Here is a 22,771-nt window from a genome sequence, read left to right as displayed (position 1 = left end):
GCCGTGACAACCGTGAAGGCCATCGGGTGGAACATCCTCCCTTCCACACCGGCGAGGGCGAAGATCGGCAGATAGACCACCATGATGATGAGCTGGCCGAAGAGCAGCGCACGGCGCGCCTCCTTCGACGCGGCGAAGACCTCGTGGAAGCGTTCGCTGCGGGTGAGTGGGCGGCCAAGCCGTTCCTGGGTGTGGGCGAGCCGGCGCACGCAGTTCTCGACGATCACCACGGCACCGTCGATGATGATGCCGAAGTCGAGTGCCCCCAGACTCATCAGGTTGGCGCTGACCCGGTAGCCGACCATCCCCGAGAAAGTGAACAGCATCGACAGCGGAATCACCATGGCGGTGATCACCGCCGCCCGGATGTTGCCGAGGAACAGGAACAGGATGACGATCACCAGGATCGCCCCTTCGAGCAGGTTCTTCTTCACCGTCCCGATGGCCTTGTCCACCAGCACCGTGCGGTCGTACACCGTCACCGCTTGCACGCCCTGGGGCAGGTTGCGGTTGATCTCCGCCATCTTCTTATCGACCGCCCGCGACACCGTCCGGCTGTTCTCGCCGATCAGCATGAACACCGTGCCGAGCACCACCTCGCGGCCGTTGTCGGTCGCCGCACCGGTGCGCAGTTCGCGGCCGATCCCCACCTCCGCCACATCGCGGATGCGGATCGGCACACCCTGCACGTTGCCGAGGATCACGTTGCGGATGTCGTCCTGGGTGTGCAGCTGACCCGGCGCACGGATCAGGAACTGCTCGCCGCGCTTCTCGATGTAGCCGGCCCCTACGTTGCCGTTGTTGCGGTCGATGGCGGTGACCACGTCATTGAGGGTCAGGCCATAGGACGCGAGCTTCTCGGGGCTGGGTGCAACCTGATACTCCTTGGCAAAACCGCCGATGGAGTTGATCTCGGTCACCCCCGTCACATTGCGCAGTTGCGGCTTGATGATCCAGTCCTGGATCTCCCGCAGGTCGGTCGGTGTGTAGGCGGAACCGTCCGGCTTGCGGGCGCCCTCCTCGGCTTCCACGGTCCACAGATAGATCTCGCCAAGGCCGGTGGAGATCGGCCCCATCGTCGGCGTGATGCCCGCGGGCAGTTTCTCCCTCGCCTCCTGGATGCGCTGGTTCACAAGCTGCCGCGCAAAGTAGATGTCGGTGCCGTCCTTGAAGATCACGGTGACCTGCGACAGGCCATAGCGCGACAGGGAGCGCGTCTGCTCCAGCTGCGGCAGGCCAGCCATCACCGTCTCCACCGGATAGGTGACCCGCTGCTCCACCTCGAGCGGCGAGTAGCCGGCGGCGGCGGTGTTGATCTGGACCTGGACGTTGGTGATGTCCGGTACGGCATCGATGGGCAGGCGCTGGTAGTTGTAGATCCCAAGCAGCGCCATCCCCATCACGGCCAGCATAACCAGCCAGCGTTGCTCGATGGCAAGGCGGATGATGCGTTCAAACATGATCGTTCCCTTCCATCAGTGGGCGTGCTCGGCGCTGCCCTTGCCGAGCTCCGCCTTCAGTACGAAGCTGCCCGACGCTGCGTAGGCCGTGCCGGCCGTGAGCCCGTCGATCACCTCCACCCGCTTGCCGTCGCTGCGGCCGAGCTTCACCGCCTGCGCGGTGAAGCCGTCCTTAATCCGCACGAACACCACCGGCCTGTCTTCCAGGGTCTGCACCGCATCGGCGAGCACGCTCACCGGAACCTCGGTCTCGCCCGACACCACGTCCACATTCACGAACAGGCCCGGGCGCCATGCCATCTTCGGATTGGCCAGCGTCACCCGCGCCTTGGCTGTGCGCGTGTCCTGCCCGAGCAGCGCTCCCACGTAGGAGATGCGGCCCTCGGCACGGGAATCGAACGCCGTCGCGCGGACCACGACCTTCTCGCCCACCCGCACCACGTCGAGATCCTTGGCTGGCACAACGATTTCAGCCCATACGGTGGAGAGGTCCGACAGGGTGAAGATGCTGGCGTCCTCCTTTACGGCTTCACCCAGGGCGATGTGCTTCTCCACCACGATCCCGTCGAAGGGGGCACGGATCTCGTAGCGGTTGAGGCTGCCAGTGCCCGCCGCGCTGGCCCCCAGCGCCACCAGCTTCTGCTGGGCGTTGGCCACGGCAATCTCCGCCTCGCGCAAAGTCTGTTGGGCGGCAAGGTAGTCCTGCTCGGCCGAGATCTTCTCCTGCCACAGCTGCTTCTCACGGGTATGGGTGGAGTTGGCGAGGGCCAGGCGCCGCTGCGCTGCCAGCAGTTCGCTGCGCAGCTCCGACAGCCCTGTGCTCGCGATCACTGCCAGTACCTGCCCGCGCTTCACCGGCTGGCCCAGGTTGGCGGACACGCTTTCCACCACGCCGGCCAGCCGCGGTACCACGTGGGCGGTGCGGTCCTCATTGAAGCGGATCTCGCCCGGCAGCTGGCTGCTGGTCTGGATGCGCGCCGGCGCCGCCCTGTCGATGCCGACACCAGCGGACTGGATCTGCGCATCGGTCAGCACGATCATCTCGTCGTGGGCTTCGCCCTCGGCCTCGCTCTTCCCGGCATGATGTTCGGCGTCACCGTGACCGCCGGCATCTGCATGCCCGTCACCGGCACGGCTGCCGTGATGTTCCTTGTCGTCATGACCATGCGCTTCGGCGTGGGTGGCTTCGCCGGCGGGGCTTGTCGGGCCGGTGCCGAGGATCCAGGCAGCGGTGGCGATCCCCCCGAGGACGATGACCGCGATGGCGGCGACCTGCTTGCGGTTGAGGCGGGAGGGGGTCGAATTGAGCGGATTCTTCATGGTGGGCTCCTACGGACGGTCGGCCATCACGGGCGACGGCGAGGTGATGGCACCCAGCACACGCTCCAGTTCGGCAGCAGTGCGATGGGCATCGGAGAGACTCTTGAGGTACTGGGCGCGGGCCTGGAAGAAGGTGCGCTGGGCATCGAGTACTTCGAGAAAGCTGAACTTTCCGAGCTCGAAGCCCTTGGTCGCCGCGTCATACGCGCTTCGGGATCCGGGCAGGATCTCCTGCTGGAGCGTCCTGACATCCGCCAGAAGGGCTTTCAGGCGCGCCTGGTTCTGGGTGGCGTCAGCGCCCAGGCGCAGCTCGGCGGCGCGCAGTTCGTCCCGTGCCTTGTCGGCACGCCGAAGCGCCTCGAGCACGTTGCCCTGGTTGCGGTCGAAGACAGGGAACGGAATCGAAAGGCCGACCACCGCCTGTGTCCGCCCGAGCTCCTCCACCTGCTTCGCCCCCCCGCTGACCGTCACGTTGGGAACGCGCTTCGCCTTCTCCAGCTCAGCCTGCGCAACCAGGCGATCGACCTCGTGGTGCCAACGACGCAGTGCCGGGGCGGTTTCGAGGCGGCGGGCTAGTACGTCGTCCTCAAGTAGCACTGGAAGCGCGTCGGTGCGCCCTTCCGCCTGCGTGAAGCGCGGCTGCGCGCTGCCCCAGGTGGCGGCCAGTCGTTTGCGGGCCGTGACGAGATCGGCGTGTGCCTGGTTCAGTTCGATCCTTGCCGCAGCTTCGGCGACCCGAGCCTTCGTCTCCTCCACCGGTGAGACCTTGCCGGCTGCCACCCGCCGGGCCGCCGCGAGGCTTGCCCGCTGGGCCAGCGCAACCAGGTCGTCGGTCTGCTGGAGGCGCTCCTGGGCCACCAGCACATCGAAGAACAGCCCGACCACCGCGGCCCTCACCTCAAGGCGCCGGGCAGCCAGATCGGCATCCGCCACGTCACGGCCCCGCTCGGCGGTGGCGACGCGTGCGGCACGCTTGCCACCGAGCTCCAGCATCTGTCCGATCTGGAAGGTGGTCGTACGGGTGGCACGGTTCTGGGTATCTTCTACCGAGGCCGAGATGTCGGGGTTGGGCCGCAGACCGGCCTGGATCAAGGCCCCCTCGACGGCACGCAACTCGTTCGTGGCCGCGGAAAGCTCGGGGTTGGCCGCACGGGCAAGGTCGAGCGCAGCCTCGAGGCTCAAGGGGCCTGCAGGCTCGGCGGGGTTGTTACGGACAGCGGGATTGACCGCCGTGTAGGTTTCAGCTCGCGCCGGCCCGACCAGCAGGGCCAGGGCACAGAACAGCGCAAGCGCAGTGCTTGATTTGGATTGCATCCGATTCTCCAGTGGTGAAAAACACGTGGGGGAATCGGCGGGCCGTCCTCCGGAAAGCCGGATGGACGTGCGGCGAACGCCGCAGAGGATACGAGGTAAGTAGGAATCCGCTCCCGCCGATCAGGCGGAGGCAATCCAGTTGGGACGTTCGGGCAGATCGCCCGGCGGCGAGGCGAGGAAATGCGGCGCCCAGGGCGGGCTCGAATCCGCCACGAGAGGGGGCATCACATCAAAGATGCCAGTCAGGGCTGACGCACAACCGGCATGGCAGAAGGCACAGTCCTCATCGATGCCCGAAGGCGCCTTCGTGGCATCCTTGGCACCAGCGTCGCTTGCGTGCTTGTGCTCGTGGTGACCGAAGTGCTGAACCTTGCCCGATTCGTGCTGGCAATAGGCGGCGGCTGCCGACCAGGTGAACTGGAGTGGCAGGAAGACCAGCAGGAAGATGGCAAGCCAGCGGCGCATGGGCACGGATGGTATCAGAGTTGCGGAAGTCTGCTGTCGACCTTGCTGCGGCGCACCACCCACTATCCGAAAATCGGTATAATTTGCGGCGTCATTGGGGAGTAGCCTCTCTTCGTCCAGAAGAGGCTTGCGTCAACATACTTGCCGGCCACGGCATGGCGCAAGCGGTTCCCATACTTGGCAAGACCATTGACCACCCAAGCTCCCAGGGCCGGAGAGCTTGCGTGGTCAATTGGAAACTCCGGCCAGTATCATGTGATGGAATCCTTCCTCGTCTCCACGGGCATCGTTGCCCTCGCTGAAATCGGCGACAAGACTCAGCTGCTCGCGTTCATCCTCGCGGCCAAATTCCGCAAACCTGTCCCCATCATCATCGGCATTCTGGTCGCCACCCTCGCCAACCACGGTTTCGCCGGGGCGCTGGGTGCCTGGATCACTTCCCTGGTCGCACCCGAGGCGATGCGCTGGGTGCTCGGACTGTCGTTCATCGGCATGGCCATCTGGACACTCATCCCCGACAAGTTCGACGAGGACGAAGCCAAGTTCGCCAGGTTCGGTGTATTCGGAACCACCCTGATCGCCTTCTTTCTGGCCGAGATGGGGGACAAGACCCAGGTGGCCACCGTTGCGCTGGCGGCCCAGTATCATGCCTTCGTCACCGTCGTCGCCGGCACCACGCTGGGGATGATGATCGCCAACGTGCCGGCGGTGCTGCTGGGCAACCGCATCGCCGACAAGATGCCGGTGCGTCTGGTCCATATGATTGCCGCGGCCATCTTTGCCATCCTTGGCGTGGCAACCCTGCTCGGCGCAGGCGAGTCGCTCGGGCTGTAAGCTCCGCGCAGGCCGGGGTCGGCCCCCCTTCAGCCCGCCTCGGGTTCCGGCCCGAGGCGCCCCATGATGGCGTCCGGGATCGCTTGCAGGGGCAGGACGCGGGAGACGGCACCCATCCTGACGGCTTCGCCGGGCATGTCGTAGCCCACGCAGCTGGCCTCGTCCTGAGCAATGGTGCCGGCGCCGGCATCGTGCATATCCTTCAGGCCGCGCACCCCATCACTGCCCATGCCGGTCATGATGATGCCCAGGGCGTCCTTGCCGGCAAAGCGTGCCACCGAACGAAACAACACATCCACCGACGGGCGGCGGCGGCTCACCGGAGGGCCGTCGATGATATCCACCACATACTGGGTTCCGCTGCGCTTGAGCAGCATGTGCGCACCTCCGGGGGCAAGCAACACCCGGCCGGGCACCACCCGGTCACCGTGGCGGGCTTCCCGCACCTCGACCTGGCACAGAGGGGTGAGCAGCCGGGCATAGGCCGCCGTGAAGCCCTCGGGCATGTGCACCACGGCCACCACACCCGGGCTGTCGGCCGGCAGGGCCCGCAGCACCGTCTCCAGAGCACGTGCCCCGCCTGCCGAGGCACCGATCGCCACCACCGGCGGATATCCGGTGCCGGGCGTGCCGACAGCAAGGTGCCGCGGAAGGATGGGCTCTCCTCCTGGCGGAACAACCTGGGCGTGGGATGCAGCACGGACCGCGTGCAGCAGATCATCCGAGAGGTCGGCGGGGGTTTCGCAGGGGACCCCGGTGGGCCGGGTCACAGCACACACGGCACCGGCACTCAGGGCGTCCAGCGCCAACTCGACGCCGGCCTCGGTCGGAGGCGCTGTCACGACGATGGGCGTGGGCCGTTCAGCGAGAATCTGCCTGAGCAGCGCCAAACCATCCAGTCCGGTCAGGCCCAGTTGGAGGACGATCACGTCCGGCCATTGGGCCTGCAGGGCGTCGCCCACCCGCGGCAGATCGGCCGCAACACCGGTAATCTCGATGCCACCGGCAGCCGGCTGCTCCGTCAGCACCTGGTGCAGCAGGGCCGAATCATCAACGATCATGACCTTGATTGAAGACACAGCTTGGCTCCTGATAATCAGGACTGCGCCGAGGGCGCGTCCTTGAAGAATTCGGTCAAATGGCAAAGGGCCAGCGCTTCGTGCACTCTCTCGCTCCCAGGGTTTGAAAGTTCATCGCTGGCCGGCTCTTACGGGCCTGGCCTCGGGGCACTGGCGCTGCCAGTTGCACAGAAAGGCCCGCACCAGGACGGCGATCTCATGCCCATCCACCGGCGTTCCCATCACCACGACTTCCTCGGGGAGACGCTGGCGAACCCCGGCCCTGTCCGCCTCCGACGCCACCAGCACCACCACGAGCATCAGCCGCTCCCGGGCGTGGGTCACCAGGGCCTGAATCATGCTGAAGAAGTCCAGGCCGGCAATGCCGAGGTCGGTAATCAGTACCTCGGGATGTGTTTCGCCGATCCGGATCAATGCCTCGAAGCCATTCCGGGCCGTCGCGACCTGACAGTCGGGCAGAACGTGCTCCAGCACACCCCGCAGGGCTTCGCCGCCTTCGGCCTCCTCACGCAGCACCAGCACTCCGAAGGGCGCCGGCGACGTCAGCGCGGCAAGCCTGTTCTCCTGCATCAGCCGCTCCACGGAATCGAGCAGGATGCGGCGATGTCCACCTGGGGTCTTCCACGCCTGCAGATGCCCCTCCTCCACCCACAGCTGCGTGGTACGCACGCTGATGCCGAGCAGGCGGGACGCCTCTCGGGTCGAACAGATGCGGATGGTGTCGGGTTGCGGGGTCATGGCTCTTCCAGATTTTTGGCGATATTATCATTTTTAACGTTTTAAATAGTTATTGATGTATTTGTTGTTTGAAGCGGTGCGGGAGTTTTTCACACCCAGCACATTTCTCGCCCCAGGAAAACACCGGAAAAGCCTCTTTAAGCACTGACCTTACTGGATATATTCGCCAAGGCAATACGCCTTCCCGCTCAGCGCCACATAGAAAACCAGGAAGAAAATCCAACAGGCCCGAAGGATGACAACGATAAAATCAACAATTTCATCCTCTCCAGATCCTTCCTGACAAAGCATGAAACAACGCCCCTGCTGGTGAACACCGGAAGGGGCGGCTGGGCGGGATGTCCGGGGGCGCGCCCCGGCCTGAAGCGGGCTAAGGCTGGCGTGTGTCGAGAAGGGAGCGGGCGAAACCGGCCAGTTCGTCATCCGCCCTCGCCCAGGCATCACCATCGAAGGTGGTGATGCGGTCGCCGTTGCGGCGCAGGATGCGTTTGCCGTCGGCGCTGAAGCGCGCATCGCGCACCCGGTCGGCTTCCCCCTCCAGGGTGCTCAGGGCCTGCCGGCTCCAGCTCCACACCCGGGCCGTACCGTCTGCGCCGGTGGAAACAATGCGCTCCCCGTCTGGGTGGATGTCCAGGCTGATCACTGGCCCGGCATGGGCTGCAACGCCGCTGCGGTCCTGCCGGGGGGCATCCAGATCGTAGAGACGCAGGTGACCATCCGAGCCACCGCTGGCCAGGCGCCGACCACGCCGGTCAAAGGCCAGCGCGTAGATGGGGCTGTCCAGGTCGTCCGCCTCGAAGACGGCCGCTCCACCCACCACCGGGAGGACCCGCAGATGGCCGCTGTTGAGGCCCAGGGCGATCAACGCCGTGTCGCCACTGAAAACTGCCGTACGCACCACCTCGCCCTTGTGGAGCAGACTACGGCCGGCGCCACTGCCACCGGTTTCAAAGAGCTCGCCGGTCGCCAGGCGGAAGCTGTACCGGCCGTTGGCGCTGAGGATCAGCCCGTTCCCCATGGGTGGCAGAAAATCGGCCGGCTGGAGGCGCCACAGCTTGACCGTGCCATCGGCGCCGGCACTCACCACCCGGGTGCTGTCGGGCGCAAACAGCGCGGCCCGGACTTCCTGGCCATGGCCGCGGAACTCCCGGGCGCGGAAGGCAAAGGGTTCATCCCATACCCGAACCGTGTCGTCCCGGCCGTAGGACAAGATGCGCTTTCCATCCGGGCTGAAGTAGGCCGCCAGCGCCCCCCCGGCGTGTACCCCGGGCAAGGCATGGGGTGCAGCCCCCTGGGGCTGAGCGTCGGGCTGCACATCCCATACGTAGACACCCCCATCGGAGCTGCTTGCCACCAGACGACGGCCGTCCGGCGCATAACGCACCGAGGTGGCGGATACCGGAGGCTGCTCCGCCTGAACCGGCAGCTCGAGGGGATGCCCGATGAGGCGGCCACGGGCTGTCCAGCGGTAGAGCGTGCCGTCAGCCACCGCCACCGCCACTTCAGTGCCATCGGGCGAGAAGCTGGCCCCGAAGACTTCATCGGGGTGGGTCAGGGTGATCACGCTGCCGTCGACCACGTCCCAGATGCGGGCCGTGTTGTCGTTGTTACCGTAGGACAGTACCCACTTGCCACTGTCGTCGAAGCTGGCCGAGCCCACGTTGCCGAAATGCCCGGACAGCCGGCCCAGCGCGCAGGCGCCACCGGCTTTGGTGAGCAGAAGATCCGGCGGCGTGCCGTCCTCCGATTCGCGGATCGCCACCACCCGCTTGCCGTCACGGCTGATATCCGCATCCAGCCACGGCGGGCCACCGGCATGGCCACACTCGGTCAGGAGCTTTCCACTCCGGTCCCAGACCCGCAACAGGCCATCCCGGCTGGCCGAAACCACCCGCGATCCGTCCTCCGACACGGCAATCGCCACCACCGGGCCGGCGTGGATGACGCGTGCCTGCACGGCGAGGCTCTGGCTGTGCAGCAGACGCGCCTCGCCGTCATCACCGGCGCTGACGATCCACGCCCCGTCGCGACTGAAAGCCACCCCGTTGGCGGCCCCCTTGTGGGGGGCCAGTGCCGGGTTGTGCAGGAAGCCGGAGATGGCCAGGCGCAGCGTGTTGCGCACGTTGCGGTCGCTGGAGTCGGCCGCCAGCGCCAGCGCCTCGACCAGCGCCCGACGGGTGTCCACCTCGATGCGGTCGGTCACTTCGGCAGCGATGCGACGGGCGTTGGCCTCCTGCCTGTCCTGCTGCAGCGTATAGAGATTGAGGCCGATGGCGGCCAGCAGCGCGAGGCCCGCCAGGCCACCCAGACACTGGTTGCGGCGGCGGAAACGCTGGTCGGCCCAGGGGCGCACGATCTCGATGAAGGCGTCGTGCTGCAACTCGTAGCTCACCCCACCTGCCCCATCGCGGGTGCGTACGATGCGGTGCTGGCGGAGTACATCGAGCACCCGTTCGGTGCGCTTCTCGGAAGTACCCGCCTGGGCGGCCAGCGCTTCGAGGGGATAGGCGATCTTGACGCCATTGCGTGGCGCCAGAGCCTTAAGGATCTGCGCGGCGTCGATGGACTGGAAGAGCCCGAAATGACGGGTCACATCATGGAGATAGGCCGCGATGATGCCGCGGCGCTCGCCGAGGGCCAGGTAGTCGGCCATGCGCAGGCCGGGCTTGCCGCCAGCCAGGGCCTTGTCCCACAGGCAGCGGCAGATCAGTTGCAGGAAAGGCAGCTCGATCCCGCCGCGGAACAGCCGCGCCGCGGACTTCTCGGGGTCGCCCGGCGCGAGATCATCCAGGAGCCGATCGACCAGCTCGTCGTCACACACGCCCCCAAAACGTCGGGCGGGCGCGGCAATGGCCTCCCGTGCCCGCTCCCGGTCGAGGTGCTCCAGGTGATAGGTGGAGGCAAACAGGGACAGCACATGCCCGCGCAGGCAGGCGTCCACGCTGGCCAGAAACTCCTCCCGGAAGGACAGCACCACCCGCAGGTCGAGGGGCGTGCGCAGCAGGGCGCCAAGGGCGGCCGGCAGATGGCCCAGGTCGCCGGCGTAGCGCTGCAGGTATTCCTCGAACTGGTCGAGGACCAGCACCAGGGTGCTGTCGTCCCGCGCCAGCACCAAGCGGGCCGCATCCACCAGCTGGCCGGCACCGGGCGCCGTGGGGCTGCCGGCAATGGCATGGGCCACCGCATCACAGGGATCCGGGGTGTTCCATTTGTCGAAATACACCACCTGGGCTTCCTCGGCCCGCAGCTCGGGGATCACCAGGGCCCGCAGCAAGGACGTCTTGCCCACTCCCGACGGGGCATAGAGCAGCGTCAGCGGGTGGGAGAAGAGCTTGTTGATGAGCAGCTGGGCATCCCGCTCCCGCCCGAAGAAGCGGTCCCGCTCGGCCTCGGTATAGGGTTTGAGACCGATGTAGGGCTCATGGACGTCGACCGGGAGCAGGGAGTGGGGGGCGTCGGACATGGGGAAACCTACTTGAACTGCCCGAGGGTCTGCACGAAGGCCTCACAGTCGGACTGGAGGCGATCCTCGGCGGCCACCAGCTGGGCCCAGAAACGCTCCTCGATGGGCGAAACCGCCGTACGCACCGCGTAGCGCCGGCGTGGGCGCACCTGCCCCTCGTTGCTGAAGATGTGCCCGACCAGGCGGTAATGCCACACATCCAGGTTGTAACCGAGAAACAGCAGGGCGCTCTTCTGCAGGCGCCGCGAGAAGGCGCTGGGTGGCTTGGTGTGTTCGTTTTCCAGGCGGCCAAGGAAGGTCATGTGGTCACTCTCGGTGATGACCACCGTGTCGATGCCGGAACGGCGGTCGGCCAGTTCGTTGGCGAAGGGGGAACCGACGATCTTGTAGATGATGCGGTCGCCGTGCTCTCCCAGGTCCGAGATCAGCCAGTTGTCGGCCAGCTTGACCTCCACCGAGGGCGTCTGCCCTCCCCTGCGGATCACCAGCAGGCGCCCATCCAGCTCGTCATCCTCGGCCGTGAGGATGTGGGTGACCACCGTGAAGGGCAGCCCGGCCTGCTCCAGCAGACTCTCGAAGACCCAGTCATAGCTGGCCGAGACGATGATCCACGGTGACTGCATGGCCGCCAGGAAGCGGTGGGTCTGGGTCTGGGCCTGAACGACGGCCTGGCTCTGTTCACGCAGCACCGTGGTGAGACGTTTGAGAAAGGCCCCCCGCTCACCGCCGAAGACCAGCAGCAGGTATTCCGCGGCGGTGGCCAGCGGGTAGCGTTCGTCCAGGCGCATGCCGGCCTCCAGGCCGGCGGTCTCGATCAGCGCACTCACCAGCCGGAAGGAGCTCAAGGGACCACTCCCGAAAACACCATCCCCCACCAGCGGCACGAGCCGCCCTTCGTCAAGGGCACCACGAATGGCCAGGAAGAACTCGCGATTGCCGCGCAGGGCGGTGGCCGTCGGCGCCGCGGCAGTGCGGCGCGCCACTTCCCCGCGACTCGAGTTGGTGTTGAAGCCCTTGCTCAGGGGATGGTTCTCGGGCGCCTCGGCCTCGATACGGGCCTGCACATAGCGGCAGATCTCATCGGCGGTGAGAATGCTGTCACCGTCGTCCGCCTCGAAGGTCTCGACCCCATGGACGAACCAGCGCACCAGGCGCGAGAGCGGCACGCCCCGTTCGGCCACGTCGCGGTCGAGCACCGTGCTCCCCGACAGCACGTACTTGCCCTGCCCCTGCCCCAGGTTGGAGACCAGGATGGACGGAATATCCACCTGCCCGACGGCGTCCTCGGTCAGGCTATAGATGCAGTCAAGCAGGATGACCAGCTGGGAGGCACTGCTCTCGTTCAGTGCCCGCTTGGCAATCCACTCCATGGAGATCGCCGTCGCATCCAGGTAGTCGAGTTCGGAATCATTGGGGCACAGGTAGAGATCACCCCGGGCGGACAGCTTGGCGTGCCCGCAGTAGTAGAGCAGCACCGTATCGTTGGGGAGGGCATCCTTGAAGACCTTCTGCAGGCTCTTCATCAGGGCCGTCTTTTCGGGGTTGATCAGGGTCTCGACCTGGAAGTGGGTGTCATCCCGATCAGCCAGCAGTTTGCGCAGGGCGTCCACACTGGTCGATGCGCAGCCGGGAGCCTGAAAGCCCGTGCCGTGGGCGTAGGCATCCACGCCCACCAGCAGGGCCGAGCGGCTGCCCCGCACGCGCTTTTCCAGAGGAGTGATGAGCACCTCGGCCAGCAAGGGGTCATCCGCCTCCCCGTTCCAGGCCCGCAGGTCTATCCACTGGGATTCGGTAAAGCCGAGAGGCACGTCCTCACCGTCGAGGCAGACCTGCAGCAAGGTGCGGCGCTGGGCGGCACGGCTGGCCTCCGAGCGCACGAAGTCCTTGTCCCGGGAGGTCTCGCTCCACAGCACCACCACGCAGCGTGCCCCGTCGATCTGCTCCTCGAGTTCCTTGCGCCAGGTACAGGCGGCGTCCAGATCCTTGTCCCACCAGACTGAGAAGCGCGCCGCCAGCGCCGTGGCGAGGACTTCCGCCTGGGCCCGGTCGGTGTGTCCGTAACTGAGGAAGATGTCGGCCATGGTGTGCGCCTACTGGGCCATTCCCGGCACCGCGCCCCACTGGGTGTAACAGGCGCAGGCCGCACCGACCGGCATGGCCACGGCCATCGGGCAGGGGCCGGCATTGGTCATGCAGAGGGTGGCGAAACGCGGGCGCGGCATCTGCTGCTGCGGAGCCATCGACGGCACGCGCTGCTGGGTCGTACCGCCGCAGAGGCGATCAATCTCCATCTGCGGCACGCCCTCGTTACGCAACTGGATGCGCTCGCGGGTCGTGCAGAAAGCCAGCGTATCCACCGCCGGCAAACAAGCGGCCGCCAATAGCCCTAGCAACACCAAGCGATGCGTCATGGAACTCTTCACCCCGCGACCGGAAGCCTCATTTCCTTTATACGGCGCGACTCTCCGAATGTCCATGCGAGATGGAACGAATCCCCATGCCGGCGGACTTGCCGGCCAGCCAGAGCATCACCCCTTGCGGCTGATCCGCCCAAGGATGGCAGAGGGAATGTCCTGGAGCGGCAGAATGCGGTCCACTGCGCCGAGCTTCACGGCCTCCTTGGGCATACCATAAACCACGCAGGTGGCCTCGTCCTGGGCCACGGTCCAGGCGCCGGCATCGTGCATTTCCTTCATGCCCCGGGCGCCGTCATCCCCCATGCCGGTCATGATGATGCCCACCGCGTTGCGGCCGGCAAAGCGGGCCACCGACCGGAACAGGACGTCCACCGACGGCCGGTGGCGGCTGACCGGCGGCCCGTCGACCACATCCACCACATACTGGGCGCCACTGCGCTTGAGAAGCATGTGGCGCCCTCCCGGTGCGATCAGGACGCGGCCCGGCACCACCCGGTCGCCCTGGCGGGCCTCACGCACCTCCACCTCGCACACAGTGTCGAGACGCTGGGCAAAGGCGCCGGTGAACTTCTCGGGCATGTGCTGGACGACCACAATCCCCGGGCATACCCGCGGCAGGGCACGCAGCACGGCCTCCAGGGCCTGGGTACCGCCCGTCGATGTACCGATCGCGATCACCGTCTCGGTGGTCTGGGCCATCGCCGTTCCGGCGGGAAGGATGGCGTCGGCCGACAACTTGGGCCCCGTCGGCACGGCCATGGTCTGGCTCGCGGCCATCAGGCGTCGCACCTTGGCCCGTGCCGCCACCTTGACTGCGCTGACAAGGTCATCCGAACTGTCTGTCAGAAACTGCTTGAGACCCATCCTGGGCTTGGTGACGACGCAGACCGCACCCGCCGACAAGGCCTGGAGCGCCGTCTCCGACCCCTTTTCGGTCAGGGTCGAGCAGATCACCACCGGCGTGGGGCGCTCGGCCATGATCTTGCGCAGGAAGGTGATTCCGTCCATGCGCGGCATTTCCACGTCGAGCACGATGACGTCCGGCCAGCAGGCCTTCATCTTCTCCAGGGCGAATACGGGATCGACGACCGCGCCGATGACTTCGATGGCGCGATCCTCGCCCAGTGTTGCCGACAGTACCTGGCGGACCACTGCCGAGTCGTCGACGATCATGACCTTGATGGGAGGCATGGCTTTCCTGTTCTTCCGAAATTGTTCAAGTGACTTCAGCCGGGCCTGCCGCATGCCTCATGGTGACGTGGCCGCTCCAGATGTCGAAGAGCAGATGGCGATGACCATGCCCTTCAACATGGGTACCCACACATTGCAGGCAGTGGGCGCGTACCAGTTCGTGGGCTAGCACCACGTTCTTCTTCCCGATCAAAGGGATGCAGCGTCCGCGGGCAAGGTCGGGAAACATGTTGCCACCGCCAAATAGGCGGACCCGATACTCTTCGGGCTGCGTCCGGGCGGATCGAATCTCCCTGAGCATGAGGTCGAAGGCCTCATCCCCGTAGCGCCCGTCCAGCCCGCGGGAGCGTGTGTGGCCGCGGCTGGGCAGCACGAAGTGGCACATGCCTCCGATCAGCCTGTCGGGGTGCCAGAACACCACGGACACGCAGGAACCCAGCACGGTGCGGATACGCGTGCGCCTGTCGCCGAAATACCACTCGCCGGGCTGCAGGAAGATCTCGACGACCCCGTCGGGCATGCGCATGGGTTCAGGCCGCCGGCTTGCGGTAGATCGACGGGCGGACGGTCTTCAGGGCATCGGAGACGCCGTTGAGGTTCTCCGAGTGGCTGACGATGAAATAGCCCCCCGGCCGCAGCAGCGGCAGGATGCGCCGGATCACCTGGCGCTTGGTTTCCAGGTCGAAATAGATCATCACATTGCGCAGGAAGATCACGTCGAACTGGCCGATCTCCGGCAGGGTGGCGTTCAGGTTGATCTGGCGGAAATTGATCCTTCCGCGTAGCTCGGGCTTCATCATGAAGGTGCCGTCCTGGCTGCCGATGCCCTTCAGGCAGTACTTCGCCAGCAGCGGCCGGGGAATTCCGGCCGAGTCGTCCATCGGGTAACGCCCCTCCCGCGCCTGGGCCAGCACGCGGGTGGACAGATCCGAGGCGACGATCTCCCACGGGCGCCCCCCCAGCACTTCGGCCATCACCATGGCGATGGTGTAGGGCTCCTCGCCGCTGGAGCAGGCACCGCTCCATACCCGCACGGTGCTCTGCCCCTTCAGTTCGGGCAGGGCCTGGCTGCGCAGGAAGTCGAAATGCTTGGGCTCGCGGAAGAAGTAGGTCTCGTTGGTGGTCAGCAGATCTACCGCAACCTGGCGCTCCGCCGCATCGGCCTGTACCCGCTGGAGGTAGCTGCCGTAGCCGTCCAGATCCAGCTGGCGCAACCGGCGGGCCAGCCGCCCGGCCACCAGCTGCTTCTTGGCGGCGGACAGGCTGATCCCGGCCAGGGAGTACATCAGCGCACGGAACTGGCCGAATTCCCGATCCGTGAGCTGACCCTGCAGCCCCGTGACGTGACGCTGGACGGTGGTCGTGATCACGGTCTCAGCCCGCCACGCTGCTGCCGAGGCGCGGCAAGGCACCGGCGTCCACCGGGGAACCCTGGCGGGACAATTCATCGAGCACCGACAGTTCATCCGTGGACAGCACCGCCTCCACGTTGAGCAGGATCACGAAACCGCCCCCCACCTTGCCCATGCCGCGGATGAAATCTGCCCGGATGCGCGCGCCGAAGGCCGGCGGCGCCTCGATCTCGCCGGGCGGAATTTCCAGCACCTCGCTCACCGTATCCACCAGAATCCCCACGACCTGGCACTCGTCGCTGCTCCCCATCTCGATGATGACGATGCAGGTACGCCGGGTGATCCCGGTGGGCTGGCCGCCGAAACGCGCCTTCAGATCAATCACCGGCACCACCGCGCCGCGCAGGTTGATGACCCCGCGGATGCTCGGCGGTACCATCGGCACGGTGGTCACCTGACCGTACTCGATGATCTCCTTCACGCTGAGGGTCTCGACTGCGTACATCTCGCCGCCCAGGGTGAAGGTCAGGTACTGGCAGGGCTCTACGGCGAGCCCCGGCGCGTCTTTCCTGGCAAGGGTGGCCATCGCTCAGCCCTCGAACTGGACGTATTCGGCTTCGAAGATCGGCGCCCGGGAGGACGCGCGACGGCTCTCGGCCCGGCTGGCGGTTTCGGCCCGGGCGGGACGCGCCCGGTTGCCGCTGGCCAGCTTGAAGTAGGCCATCGCCTTGCTCAGTTGTTCGGCCTGGGCGCTCATCTCCTCGGCAGTGGCGGCGAGCTCCTCGGAGGCCGAGGCGTTCTGCTGGGTGGTCTGGGAGAGCTGGGCCATCGCGGCGTTGATCTGGCCGACACCGGAGCTCTGCTCGTCCGATGCGGAGGCGATCTCCTGCACCAGATCGGACGTCTTGGTGATGCTCGGGATGATCCCCTCGAACAGCGTTCCGGCCCGTTCGGCCAGGGCCACGCTGCTCCGGGCAGTCTCGGAGATCTCCTGGGCCGCTACCTGGCTGCGCTCGGCCAGCTTGCGCACTTCGGCCGCCACCACCGCAAAGCCCTTGCCGTGCTCACCGGCCCGCGCCGCCTCGATGGCCGCGTTGAGGGCCAGCAGGTTGGTCTGGTAGGCGATGTCGTCGACGATGCCGATCTTGTCGGCGATGCTCTTCATGGCCTCCACGGTCGAGCGCACGGCTTCGCCCCCTTCGATCGCCTCCTTGGCCGCCTTGGCCGCCATGCTGTCGGTGAGGGTGGCATTCTCGCTGTTCTGGGTGACGGACGCCGACATCTGTTCCATCGACGCCGAGGTCTCCTCAACGCTCGCCGCCTGCTCGCTGGAAGACTGGGACAGGCTCTGGGCGGTGGCGCTCACCTCTTCCGATGCGCTGGAGAGTGAATCGGCCGAGCTACGTACTTCGGTGATGATGGACGTGAGCCGCTCGTTCATGGTCTTCAGGCTATAGAGCAGGCTGCTCGTGTCGCCGGCCTTGGTGTTGACGGTCAGCGTCATGTCGCCTTCGGCGATCTTCGACACCACCTCGGCCGCGTAGCCCGGTTCGCCGCCCAGCTGCTGCACCAGGCTGCGGGTGATCAGGATGCCAATGAGCGATACGGCGACCAGCGTGGCCGCGCCGATCCCCATCGCCACCCAACGGGCGCTGACCACGCTCTGGGCCGCCTCCTCGGCGGCCTTGCGGCCCAGCTCGGCGTTGTACTGGCGGTGATCCTCGAAGGCGTCCCACAGGCGGGCCATGACAGCCTGGTTGGCCATGATCAGATCCCTCGCCTCTTCCATCTTGTTCACCCGGGAGAGCACGTAGGCCCGGTCTCGGAGCTGGTCGAAGTCGGCCAGCGCGGCCCGGTCTGCGGCAAGCAGGCTCCGGTCCTTCTCGTCGCTGACGAGGTCTTCGTACTTTTTCAGGGCATCCTCGATCTTGCGGCGGTTGGCGGTGATCTTCTCTTCAAGCCCCGCCATCACGGCCGCGTCGGACGCGGCGATGTGCTGCCACAGCTGGGTACGGGCGGCGGCCATCGGTGAGAAGGCCGCATCCAGCGTGAGGATGCTGGGCACAACATTGATATTGGCGTAGTTGGTCGTGTCATAGACCCGACTCATCTGGGTCAGGCCCACGATGGCGAGGAGGACGATCCCGAAAGCGGCAGACAGGATCAAGGACAGCATCTTTTTGCTGACGGTCATGACGATTCTCCAAAGGAGGGCCGACGGCTCAAGCCGCCGACGGGGTGGAAGACAGGTAACGGGAAACGGGTTGGCGCTCGGTCACCTGCCGAACCAGCCCGGGAACATCAAGGATCAGGGCAACTTCTCCGCTGCCCAGAATGGTGGAACCGCCAATACAGCGGATATGACTGAAAACCTTGCCGAGGGGCTTGATGACGGTCTGGAACTCACCGAAGAGCTGATCCACCACCAGCCCGGCCCGCTCCCCGGCGTACTGCACCACCACCACGTTCTCGCGGCGGGGTGCCTCGCCCGGGATGTCGAACAGGTCGCGCAGGCGCACGAAGGGCAGCACCTCACCGCGCAGGTTGAGGTAGCTCGCGCCCGCCTCCGGCTTGTCCTTGTCGGGCAGCTCGATGCATTCGAGCACCTGCTCCAGCGGCACCACGTACGATGCGCTGCCGGCGCCGATGAGGAAGCCGTCGATGATGGCCAGCGTCAGCGGCAGACGCAGGCGCACGGTGGTGCCCTGCCCTTCCACGCTGTCCAGATCCACCGTGCCACGCAGCGCCTGGATGTTGCGCTTGACCACGTCCATCCCCACGCCGCGCCCGGACAGGTTGCTGACCTGGGCCGCGGTGGAAAAGCCCGGCTCGAAGACAAGCCCGAAGATCTCCTTGTCCGACAGCGTCTGCCCTTCGCTCACCAGGCCACGCTCGATGGCCTTCTGCAGGATGCGCTCTTTGCGCAGCCCGCCGCCGTCGTCGCTCACCTCGATGACGATGCTGCCCGACTCGTGATAGGCGTTGAGGCTGAGCCGGCCCTGGCGCGGCTTGCCCCGCGCGAGACGCACGTCGGCCGGCTCTATGCCGTGATCCAGGGCGTTGCGCACGATGTGGGTGAGTGGATCGCCGATCTTCTCCACCACGGTCTTGTCCAGCTCGGTCTCGCCGCCGCGGATGTCGAGCTGGATGTCCTTGTCCAGCTCGGCGGCCACGTCACGGACAACCCGACGAAAACGGTTGAAGGTGGCACCGATCTGCACCATCCGCAGCGTGAGGGCGGAGTCGCGCACATCCTCGACCAGCCGCGCCAGCACACTGGTGGTTTCCACCAGGTCGGGCACCTTGAGCCGCCGCGCCACCAGTTGGGCACCGGCGCCTGCGATGATCAATTCGCCCACCAGATTGATGAGCTGGTCGAGCTTGGCAGCATCGACACGGATCAGTGTGGCCTCCCCCGCCGTCATCGTCTTGAGCTGATGCTGACGCTCAAGCGCCGCATCCACCATCGGCTTGTCCACCAGTTGCTGGGCCACCAGAACGTCGCCGAGCAGGGACGCGGGCTTGCCTGCGGACTGACTGTCCAGCTCGATGCGTTCCTGGGTCTCCAGGGCCTGGGTGAGTTCGTCCTCGGTAAGGGAGCCGCAGCGCACCAGCATCCGGCCGAGCAAGAGGCTGTCCCCGGACATGTCGGCGAACAGCGCCCGGTAGTCGGCGAGCGGGCCATAAGGCGGAATCAGGCGAACAACGCTGTCCTCACGGACGAAATCGAAGGCGCCATCGATGGTGGCCTTATCGGTTTCGCTGGCAAAGCCCAACTCGTAGCCGATGTAGCAGCTCTCCGGATCGATCACCGACAAGGGGGGAATGTCGTTGAGAATCAGCTCCAGGTTGACGATCTGGCCGAAGGTGCCGAGGTAGTGCAGGATCGACAAGGGGTCCATGCCGTCGCGCAGCAGATTCGGCCCCGAACGCAGGGAGATGTGCCACATGCCGCTGCTGACGCTGTCGGCCCCGCGCACGGGTACCGACGGGCGTGGCGCGATGTCGTTGCCGTCGGGCCAGTCCACATCGCTGAGGTCCAGCTGCGGCGGCAAGGCGGAGGGCGTCTGATATTCCCGGAGCCGCGCAAGAATGGCTTCGCTGCGCCCGGAGAGGGCATCGTCCGGGGCCTGCCTCGCCGCGACCCCGTCAATGAGCCATCCGAGATGGTCACAGACCTCCAGCATCAGGCCGCCGAGGGCCGGGCTCATCGCCAGCCGATGGTCGCGCACCCGATCCAGCACACTCTCGGCCACGTGGGTGAAGGCCACGATATGGTCGAGGGAAAACAATCCTGCCGAGCCCTTGATGGTGTGGGCGGCGCGAAAGATGGCGTTGACCGCTTCGGCATCGTCGGGGGTCTGTTCGAGCGCCAGGAGGGCCTCCTCCATGTGCTGAAGCAGTTCACGGCTTTCGATGATCAGCGTTTGCAGCGCGTCGTCCATTTGGGCGCTCATCGTGACGATCTCCTGCGGCTCAGGCCTGCGCCAGAGGCGCAGTGCTGAAGAAGTCTGTCAGGCGGCAGAAGGTCAGTGCCTCACGGACCCGCGCACTCACGTCAAACAGACGCAGATTGCGATCGGCAGCTGCCGCCTCCACGCGCAGGGAAACCAGCAGCTGGATGCCCGCGGCATCGATGTCGCTGACACCGGACAGATCCAGCTCCACATCGCCGGGGGCGCTCATGGCCACCAGCAAGCGATCGCGCCAGTCCCTGGCGGTGTAGATCGTCATTTCACCGGCAATCACCACGCGGCTCGTGCCGAGATTGCATTGATCGGATGCATTCATGTTTGTCTCCTCGTTGGGGCGCAGACGTGATCAGGGCAGGATCAGCTTGGCTACCGCAGTGAGCATCTGCGGCGGTTGGAAGGGCTTGACCACCCACGCTTTGGCACCTGCGGCCTGGCCTTCCCGTTTCTTGTCGTCGCCGGCCTCGGTGGTCAGCATGATCACCGGGGTGAATTTGTAGGCCGGGATCTGCTTGAGCGCCTTCACGAAGCTGATGCCGTCCATGTTCGGCATGTTCACGTCGCTGATGATCAGGTGGATCTTGCGGCCGTCAAGCTTGGTCAGCGCGTCACGGCCGTCGCATCCTTCGATCACGTCGTAACCGGCCCCCTTCAGGGCAATGCCTACAACCTGGCGCAAGGAGGTGGAGTCATCCACGATCAGGATGGTCTTTCCCATGTCGTTTTCCTCAGAAGAAAGTGATGCCTGCGGAATCCGGAGCATTGCTGCCTCCGTTTCCCCGATGCAGGGAATGTTGTTCGGGGGTGGTGTAGGCCTGACTCATCTCGATCATCCAGGTCGAAGCGTCCAGCGCTTCCGGCTCGAACCCTGCCCGGACCTCACCCAGCGCGGACCCAAGCCGCGATTCGAGGCGCCCCATGTCGTCGGCAACATGGGTCAACACCTGGCTCACCCGATCCTGGAACTGCAGGGAGACCAGCACCTCCGCGATCTCCCCGGCCAGGGCGTGGCCCTCGTCGGTTATCAGGCGTGAAGCATCCACCAGCCCCCCCGCGGCACTGCGCAGGCGCCGAACCACCTCACTGATCCGCTGGCTCGAAGCAGACACCAGAGCCTGATCGTCGCGGGCATAGCGGTGCGACACGTCCAGGGTTTCACTGATCGCACCGGTGACCGACCTCACGGTGTCGCCGATGCGCCGGCCCATTTCACCGGACGCGGTGGACAACTTCCGGACCTCGTCGGCAACCACCGCAAAACCCCGCCCGGCCTCTCCGGCCCGGGCGGCCTCGATGGCTGCATTGAGAGCGAGCAGATTGGTCTGCTTGGCGACATCACCCACCTGCCCCGCCATGTCCTCCAGGGTGGCGGTGATGCTGCCCAGGTCCGCCACATGCGCCAGCAGCACCTCCTTGTGGGACAAGGCTTCGTGCAGGGCGCTGACAATCTCGTCGAGTTCCTTCTCGGTCGCATTGAGGAGACCGGCAAGGTCGTCGCCCGCCGCACCCCGCGACGCATCCAGGGCCGACCCGATACGCTGGGATATCGCGGCAAAGCGTGATGACAGCGCCGTGATGGCGTCTTCGGTCTGTGCGCGGGATACATGGATCTGCCTGCCCCAGACCGGCAGCACCTGTTCGCACAGACCGTCCAGCCCCGGTACATGCAGGCTCGCCAGGCTCGCCGCATGTGCCTGATCCGCCAGTTGCCGGCGCTGCTCGCGGAGCGCCCGCTGATGGCCGCGCTCGAAAGTCAGACCCAGACCCGCAGTCACTCCCCACTGGAGCAGTGCCAGACCAATGACCAGCGGCTGAAAGCCGCCCACGGCGAGCACCAGTGCCGCCGTCGCGCCCCCAAGGACGATCCAGGCCCAAGGCACCCCGCCGCCAGACAGATCATCCATCGGCGCGGCAGCCTGCCATTCCATGCCTTTACTCATCTCGCCCCCTCATGTCTGTCACTGCCCATTTCCTCGTGCCTGCGCCAGTTGCGCAGAAAAACCCTGACCAGCGCGGCCAGCTCAGTGCCATCCACCGGGGTGGCCACAATCACCACTTCATCAGGCAGGTGGCTCCTCAGTCCCAAGCGATCGGCGTCGGAGGCCACCAGCACCACGATCAACATCGCCCCGCCTCGCCCCGCCCCTCTCAAGGCGCGTACCAGCCGAACAAGATCCAGCCCGGTCACCACGAGATCGATGATCAGCACCTCGGGCGCCCGCTCGCCAATGCGGATCAGTCCTTCGAAGCCGTCTTCGGCCGCAGATACCTGGCAATCCGGCAGCAAGGCCGCCAGCGCTGCCTGCAAAGCCCGCCGATCCGGCTCGCTTTCGCGCACAACCAGAACCTGGAAAGGCTCTGCACCCACACCGCTGCTGGCACGCCGCTGCTCACCCAGCAGACGCGCCACCGACTCGACCAGGATCCGACGATGTCCGCCGGGCGTCTTCCAGGCGTTCAGGCGCCCTTCCTCGACCCACAGCTGGGCGGTACGCACACTCACCCCAAGCTGCTGCGCAGCTTCTCGGGTGGAGCAGGTTCGGGATGTCTTGGTCTCAGTCATGGTGCAGGATCAATTTTTAGCGATATTATCATTATTGATGATTTATTTATTATTTTTTATATTTAATGTTTTTATCTCCTCGAGTAAGGGCTTTTCTTACACC

Annotated in this window: 20 protein-coding genes and 1 riboswitch; of the genes, 1 reads left to right on the top strand and 19 read right to left on the bottom strand. The window is 65.8% G+C overall.

Features of this window, described 5'->3' with window-relative positions:
* The 4 genes from L6Q67_RS18065 to czcI form a co-directional block, all read right to left on the bottom strand.
* The coding region (locus L6Q67_RS18065; protein WP_296572722.1) for a CusA/CzcA family heavy metal efflux RND transporter at nucleotides 1–1,460 on the bottom strand (1,460 nt) is incomplete at its 3' end.
* 15 nt (nucleotides 1,461–1,475) lie between these two features.
* Nucleotides 1,476–2,780 carry an efflux RND transporter periplasmic adaptor subunit gene (locus tag L6Q67_RS18060; RefSeq protein WP_296572720.1) on the bottom strand — a complete coding sequence of 435 codons (1,305 nt, stop codon included), beginning with the start codon at nucleotides 2,778–2,780 and terminating at the stop codon, nucleotides 1,476–1,478.
* A gap of 9 nt (nucleotides 2,781–2,789) precedes the next feature.
* A complete protein-coding gene (locus tag L6Q67_RS18055) occupies nucleotides 2,790–4,094 on the bottom strand; it encodes a TolC family protein (protein ID WP_296572717.1) in 1,305 nt (434 codons plus the stop codon).
* Between the two features lie 120 nt (nucleotides 4,095–4,214).
* Entirely contained in the window at nucleotides 4,215–4,559 is a 345-nt protein-coding gene (gene czcI / locus L6Q67_RS18050) for a cation efflux protein, CzcI family (RefSeq protein WP_296572714.1), read from the bottom strand.
* 80 nt (nucleotides 4,560–4,639) lie between these two features.
* Nucleotides 4,640–4,800: riboswitch (yybP-ykoY riboswitch) on the top strand.
* Between the two features lie 17 nt (nucleotides 4,801–4,817).
* On the opposite strand from czcI, the gene L6Q67_RS18045 reads away from it, so the two are divergent.
* Complete coding sequence (locus L6Q67_RS18045; RefSeq protein ID WP_296572710.1) at nucleotides 4,818–5,393, top strand: TMEM165/GDT1 family protein; 576 nt, start codon at nucleotides 4,818–4,820, stop codon at nucleotides 5,391–5,393.
* A 29-nt stretch (nucleotides 5,394–5,422) separates the two neighbouring features.
* Here the strand turns inward: L6Q67_RS18045 and cheB are convergent, their stop codons facing one another.
* From cheB to L6Q67_RS17970, 15 genes are all read right to left on the bottom strand, one after another.
* Nucleotides 5,423–6,472 (bottom strand): chemotaxis-specific protein-glutamate methyltransferase CheB, encoded by a 1,050-nt coding sequence (cheB, locus tag L6Q67_RS18040; RefSeq protein WP_296572709.1) that lies wholly within the window; start codon nucleotides 6,470–6,472, stop codon nucleotides 5,423–5,425.
* A gap of 111 nt (nucleotides 6,473–6,583) precedes the next feature.
* Nucleotides 6,584–7,210, bottom strand: coding sequence for a helix-turn-helix domain-containing protein (locus tag L6Q67_RS18035; protein WP_296572707.1), 627 nt, complete (start codon nucleotides 7,208–7,210; stop codon nucleotides 6,584–6,586).
* Between the two features lie 370 nt (nucleotides 7,211–7,580).
* Nucleotides 7,581–10,673 (bottom strand): hypothetical protein, encoded by a 3,093-nt coding sequence (locus L6Q67_RS18030; RefSeq protein ID WP_296572700.1) that lies wholly within the window; start codon nucleotides 10,671–10,673, stop codon nucleotides 7,581–7,583.
* Nucleotides 10,674–10,681: 8 nt separating this feature from the next.
* On the bottom strand, nucleotides 10,682–12,754 hold the full coding sequence (locus L6Q67_RS18025; protein ID WP_296572696.1) for a TIR domain-containing protein: 2,073 nt from the start codon (nucleotides 12,752–12,754) through the stop codon (nucleotides 10,682–10,684).
* A 9-nt stretch (nucleotides 12,755–12,763) separates the two neighbouring features.
* Entirely contained in the window at nucleotides 12,764–13,084 is a 321-nt protein-coding gene (locus L6Q67_RS18020; protein WP_296572693.1) for a hypothetical protein, read from the bottom strand.
* A 117-nt stretch (nucleotides 13,085–13,201) separates the two neighbouring features.
* The gene (locus L6Q67_RS18015) at nucleotides 13,202–14,281 is read right to left on the bottom strand and encodes a chemotaxis response regulator protein-glutamate methylesterase (RefSeq protein WP_296572692.1); all 1,080 of its coding nucleotides are present in this window, start codon (nucleotides 14,279–14,281) and stop codon (nucleotides 13,202–13,204) included.
* Nucleotides 14,282–14,306: 25 nt separating this feature from the next.
* The gene (locus tag L6Q67_RS18010; RefSeq protein ID WP_296572688.1) at nucleotides 14,307–14,807 is read right to left on the bottom strand and encodes a chemotaxis protein CheD; all 501 of its coding nucleotides are present in this window, start codon (nucleotides 14,805–14,807) and stop codon (nucleotides 14,307–14,309) included.
* 4 nt (nucleotides 14,808–14,811) lie between these two features.
* Nucleotides 14,812–15,651 carry a protein-glutamate O-methyltransferase CheR gene (locus L6Q67_RS18005; protein WP_296572685.1) on the bottom strand — a complete coding sequence of 280 codons (840 nt, stop codon included), beginning with the start codon at nucleotides 15,649–15,651 and terminating at the stop codon, nucleotides 14,812–14,814.
* 4 nt (nucleotides 15,652–15,655) lie between these two features.
* On the bottom strand, nucleotides 15,656–16,219 hold the full coding sequence (locus L6Q67_RS18000; RefSeq protein ID WP_296572682.1) for a chemotaxis protein CheW: 564 nt from the start codon (nucleotides 16,217–16,219) through the stop codon (nucleotides 15,656–15,658).
* A 3-nt stretch (nucleotides 16,220–16,222) separates the two neighbouring features.
* Nucleotides 16,223–17,827, bottom strand: coding sequence for a methyl-accepting chemotaxis protein (locus L6Q67_RS17995; RefSeq protein ID WP_296572680.1), 1,605 nt, complete (start codon nucleotides 17,825–17,827; stop codon nucleotides 16,223–16,225).
* 28 nt (nucleotides 17,828–17,855) lie between these two features.
* Nucleotides 17,856–20,090 (bottom strand): chemotaxis protein CheA, encoded by a 2,235-nt coding sequence (locus tag L6Q67_RS17990; protein ID WP_296572677.1) that lies wholly within the window; start codon nucleotides 20,088–20,090, stop codon nucleotides 17,856–17,858.
* Between the two features lie 19 nt (nucleotides 20,091–20,109).
* Nucleotides 20,110–20,424 (bottom strand): lipid asymmetry maintenance protein MlaB, encoded by a 315-nt coding sequence (locus tag L6Q67_RS17985; protein ID WP_296572674.1) that lies wholly within the window; start codon nucleotides 20,422–20,424, stop codon nucleotides 20,110–20,112.
* 30 nt (nucleotides 20,425–20,454) lie between these two features.
* The gene (locus tag L6Q67_RS17980; RefSeq protein WP_296572672.1) at nucleotides 20,455–20,823 is read right to left on the bottom strand and encodes a response regulator; all 369 of its coding nucleotides are present in this window, start codon (nucleotides 20,821–20,823) and stop codon (nucleotides 20,455–20,457) included.
* A 10-nt stretch (nucleotides 20,824–20,833) separates the two neighbouring features.
* Nucleotides 20,834–22,045 (bottom strand): methyl-accepting chemotaxis protein, encoded by a 1,212-nt coding sequence (locus L6Q67_RS17975; protein WP_296572669.1) that lies wholly within the window; start codon nucleotides 22,043–22,045, stop codon nucleotides 20,834–20,836.
* Nucleotides 22,042–22,668: an excisionase family DNA-binding protein gene (locus L6Q67_RS17970; RefSeq protein ID WP_296572666.1), complete on the bottom strand. Its 627-nt coding sequence runs from the start codon at nucleotides 22,666–22,668 to the stop codon at nucleotides 22,042–22,044. The genes L6Q67_RS17975 and L6Q67_RS17970 overlap by 4 nt, the downstream gene beginning before the upstream one ends.
* Nucleotides 22,669–22,771: the final 103 nt, after the last annotated feature.

Source organism: Zoogloea sp. (assembly GCF_023150065.1).
Lineage (GTDB): Bacteria > Pseudomonadota > Gammaproteobacteria > Burkholderiales > Rhodocyclaceae > Zoogloea.
This window is presented reverse-complemented; position numbering and strand designations above follow the sequence as displayed.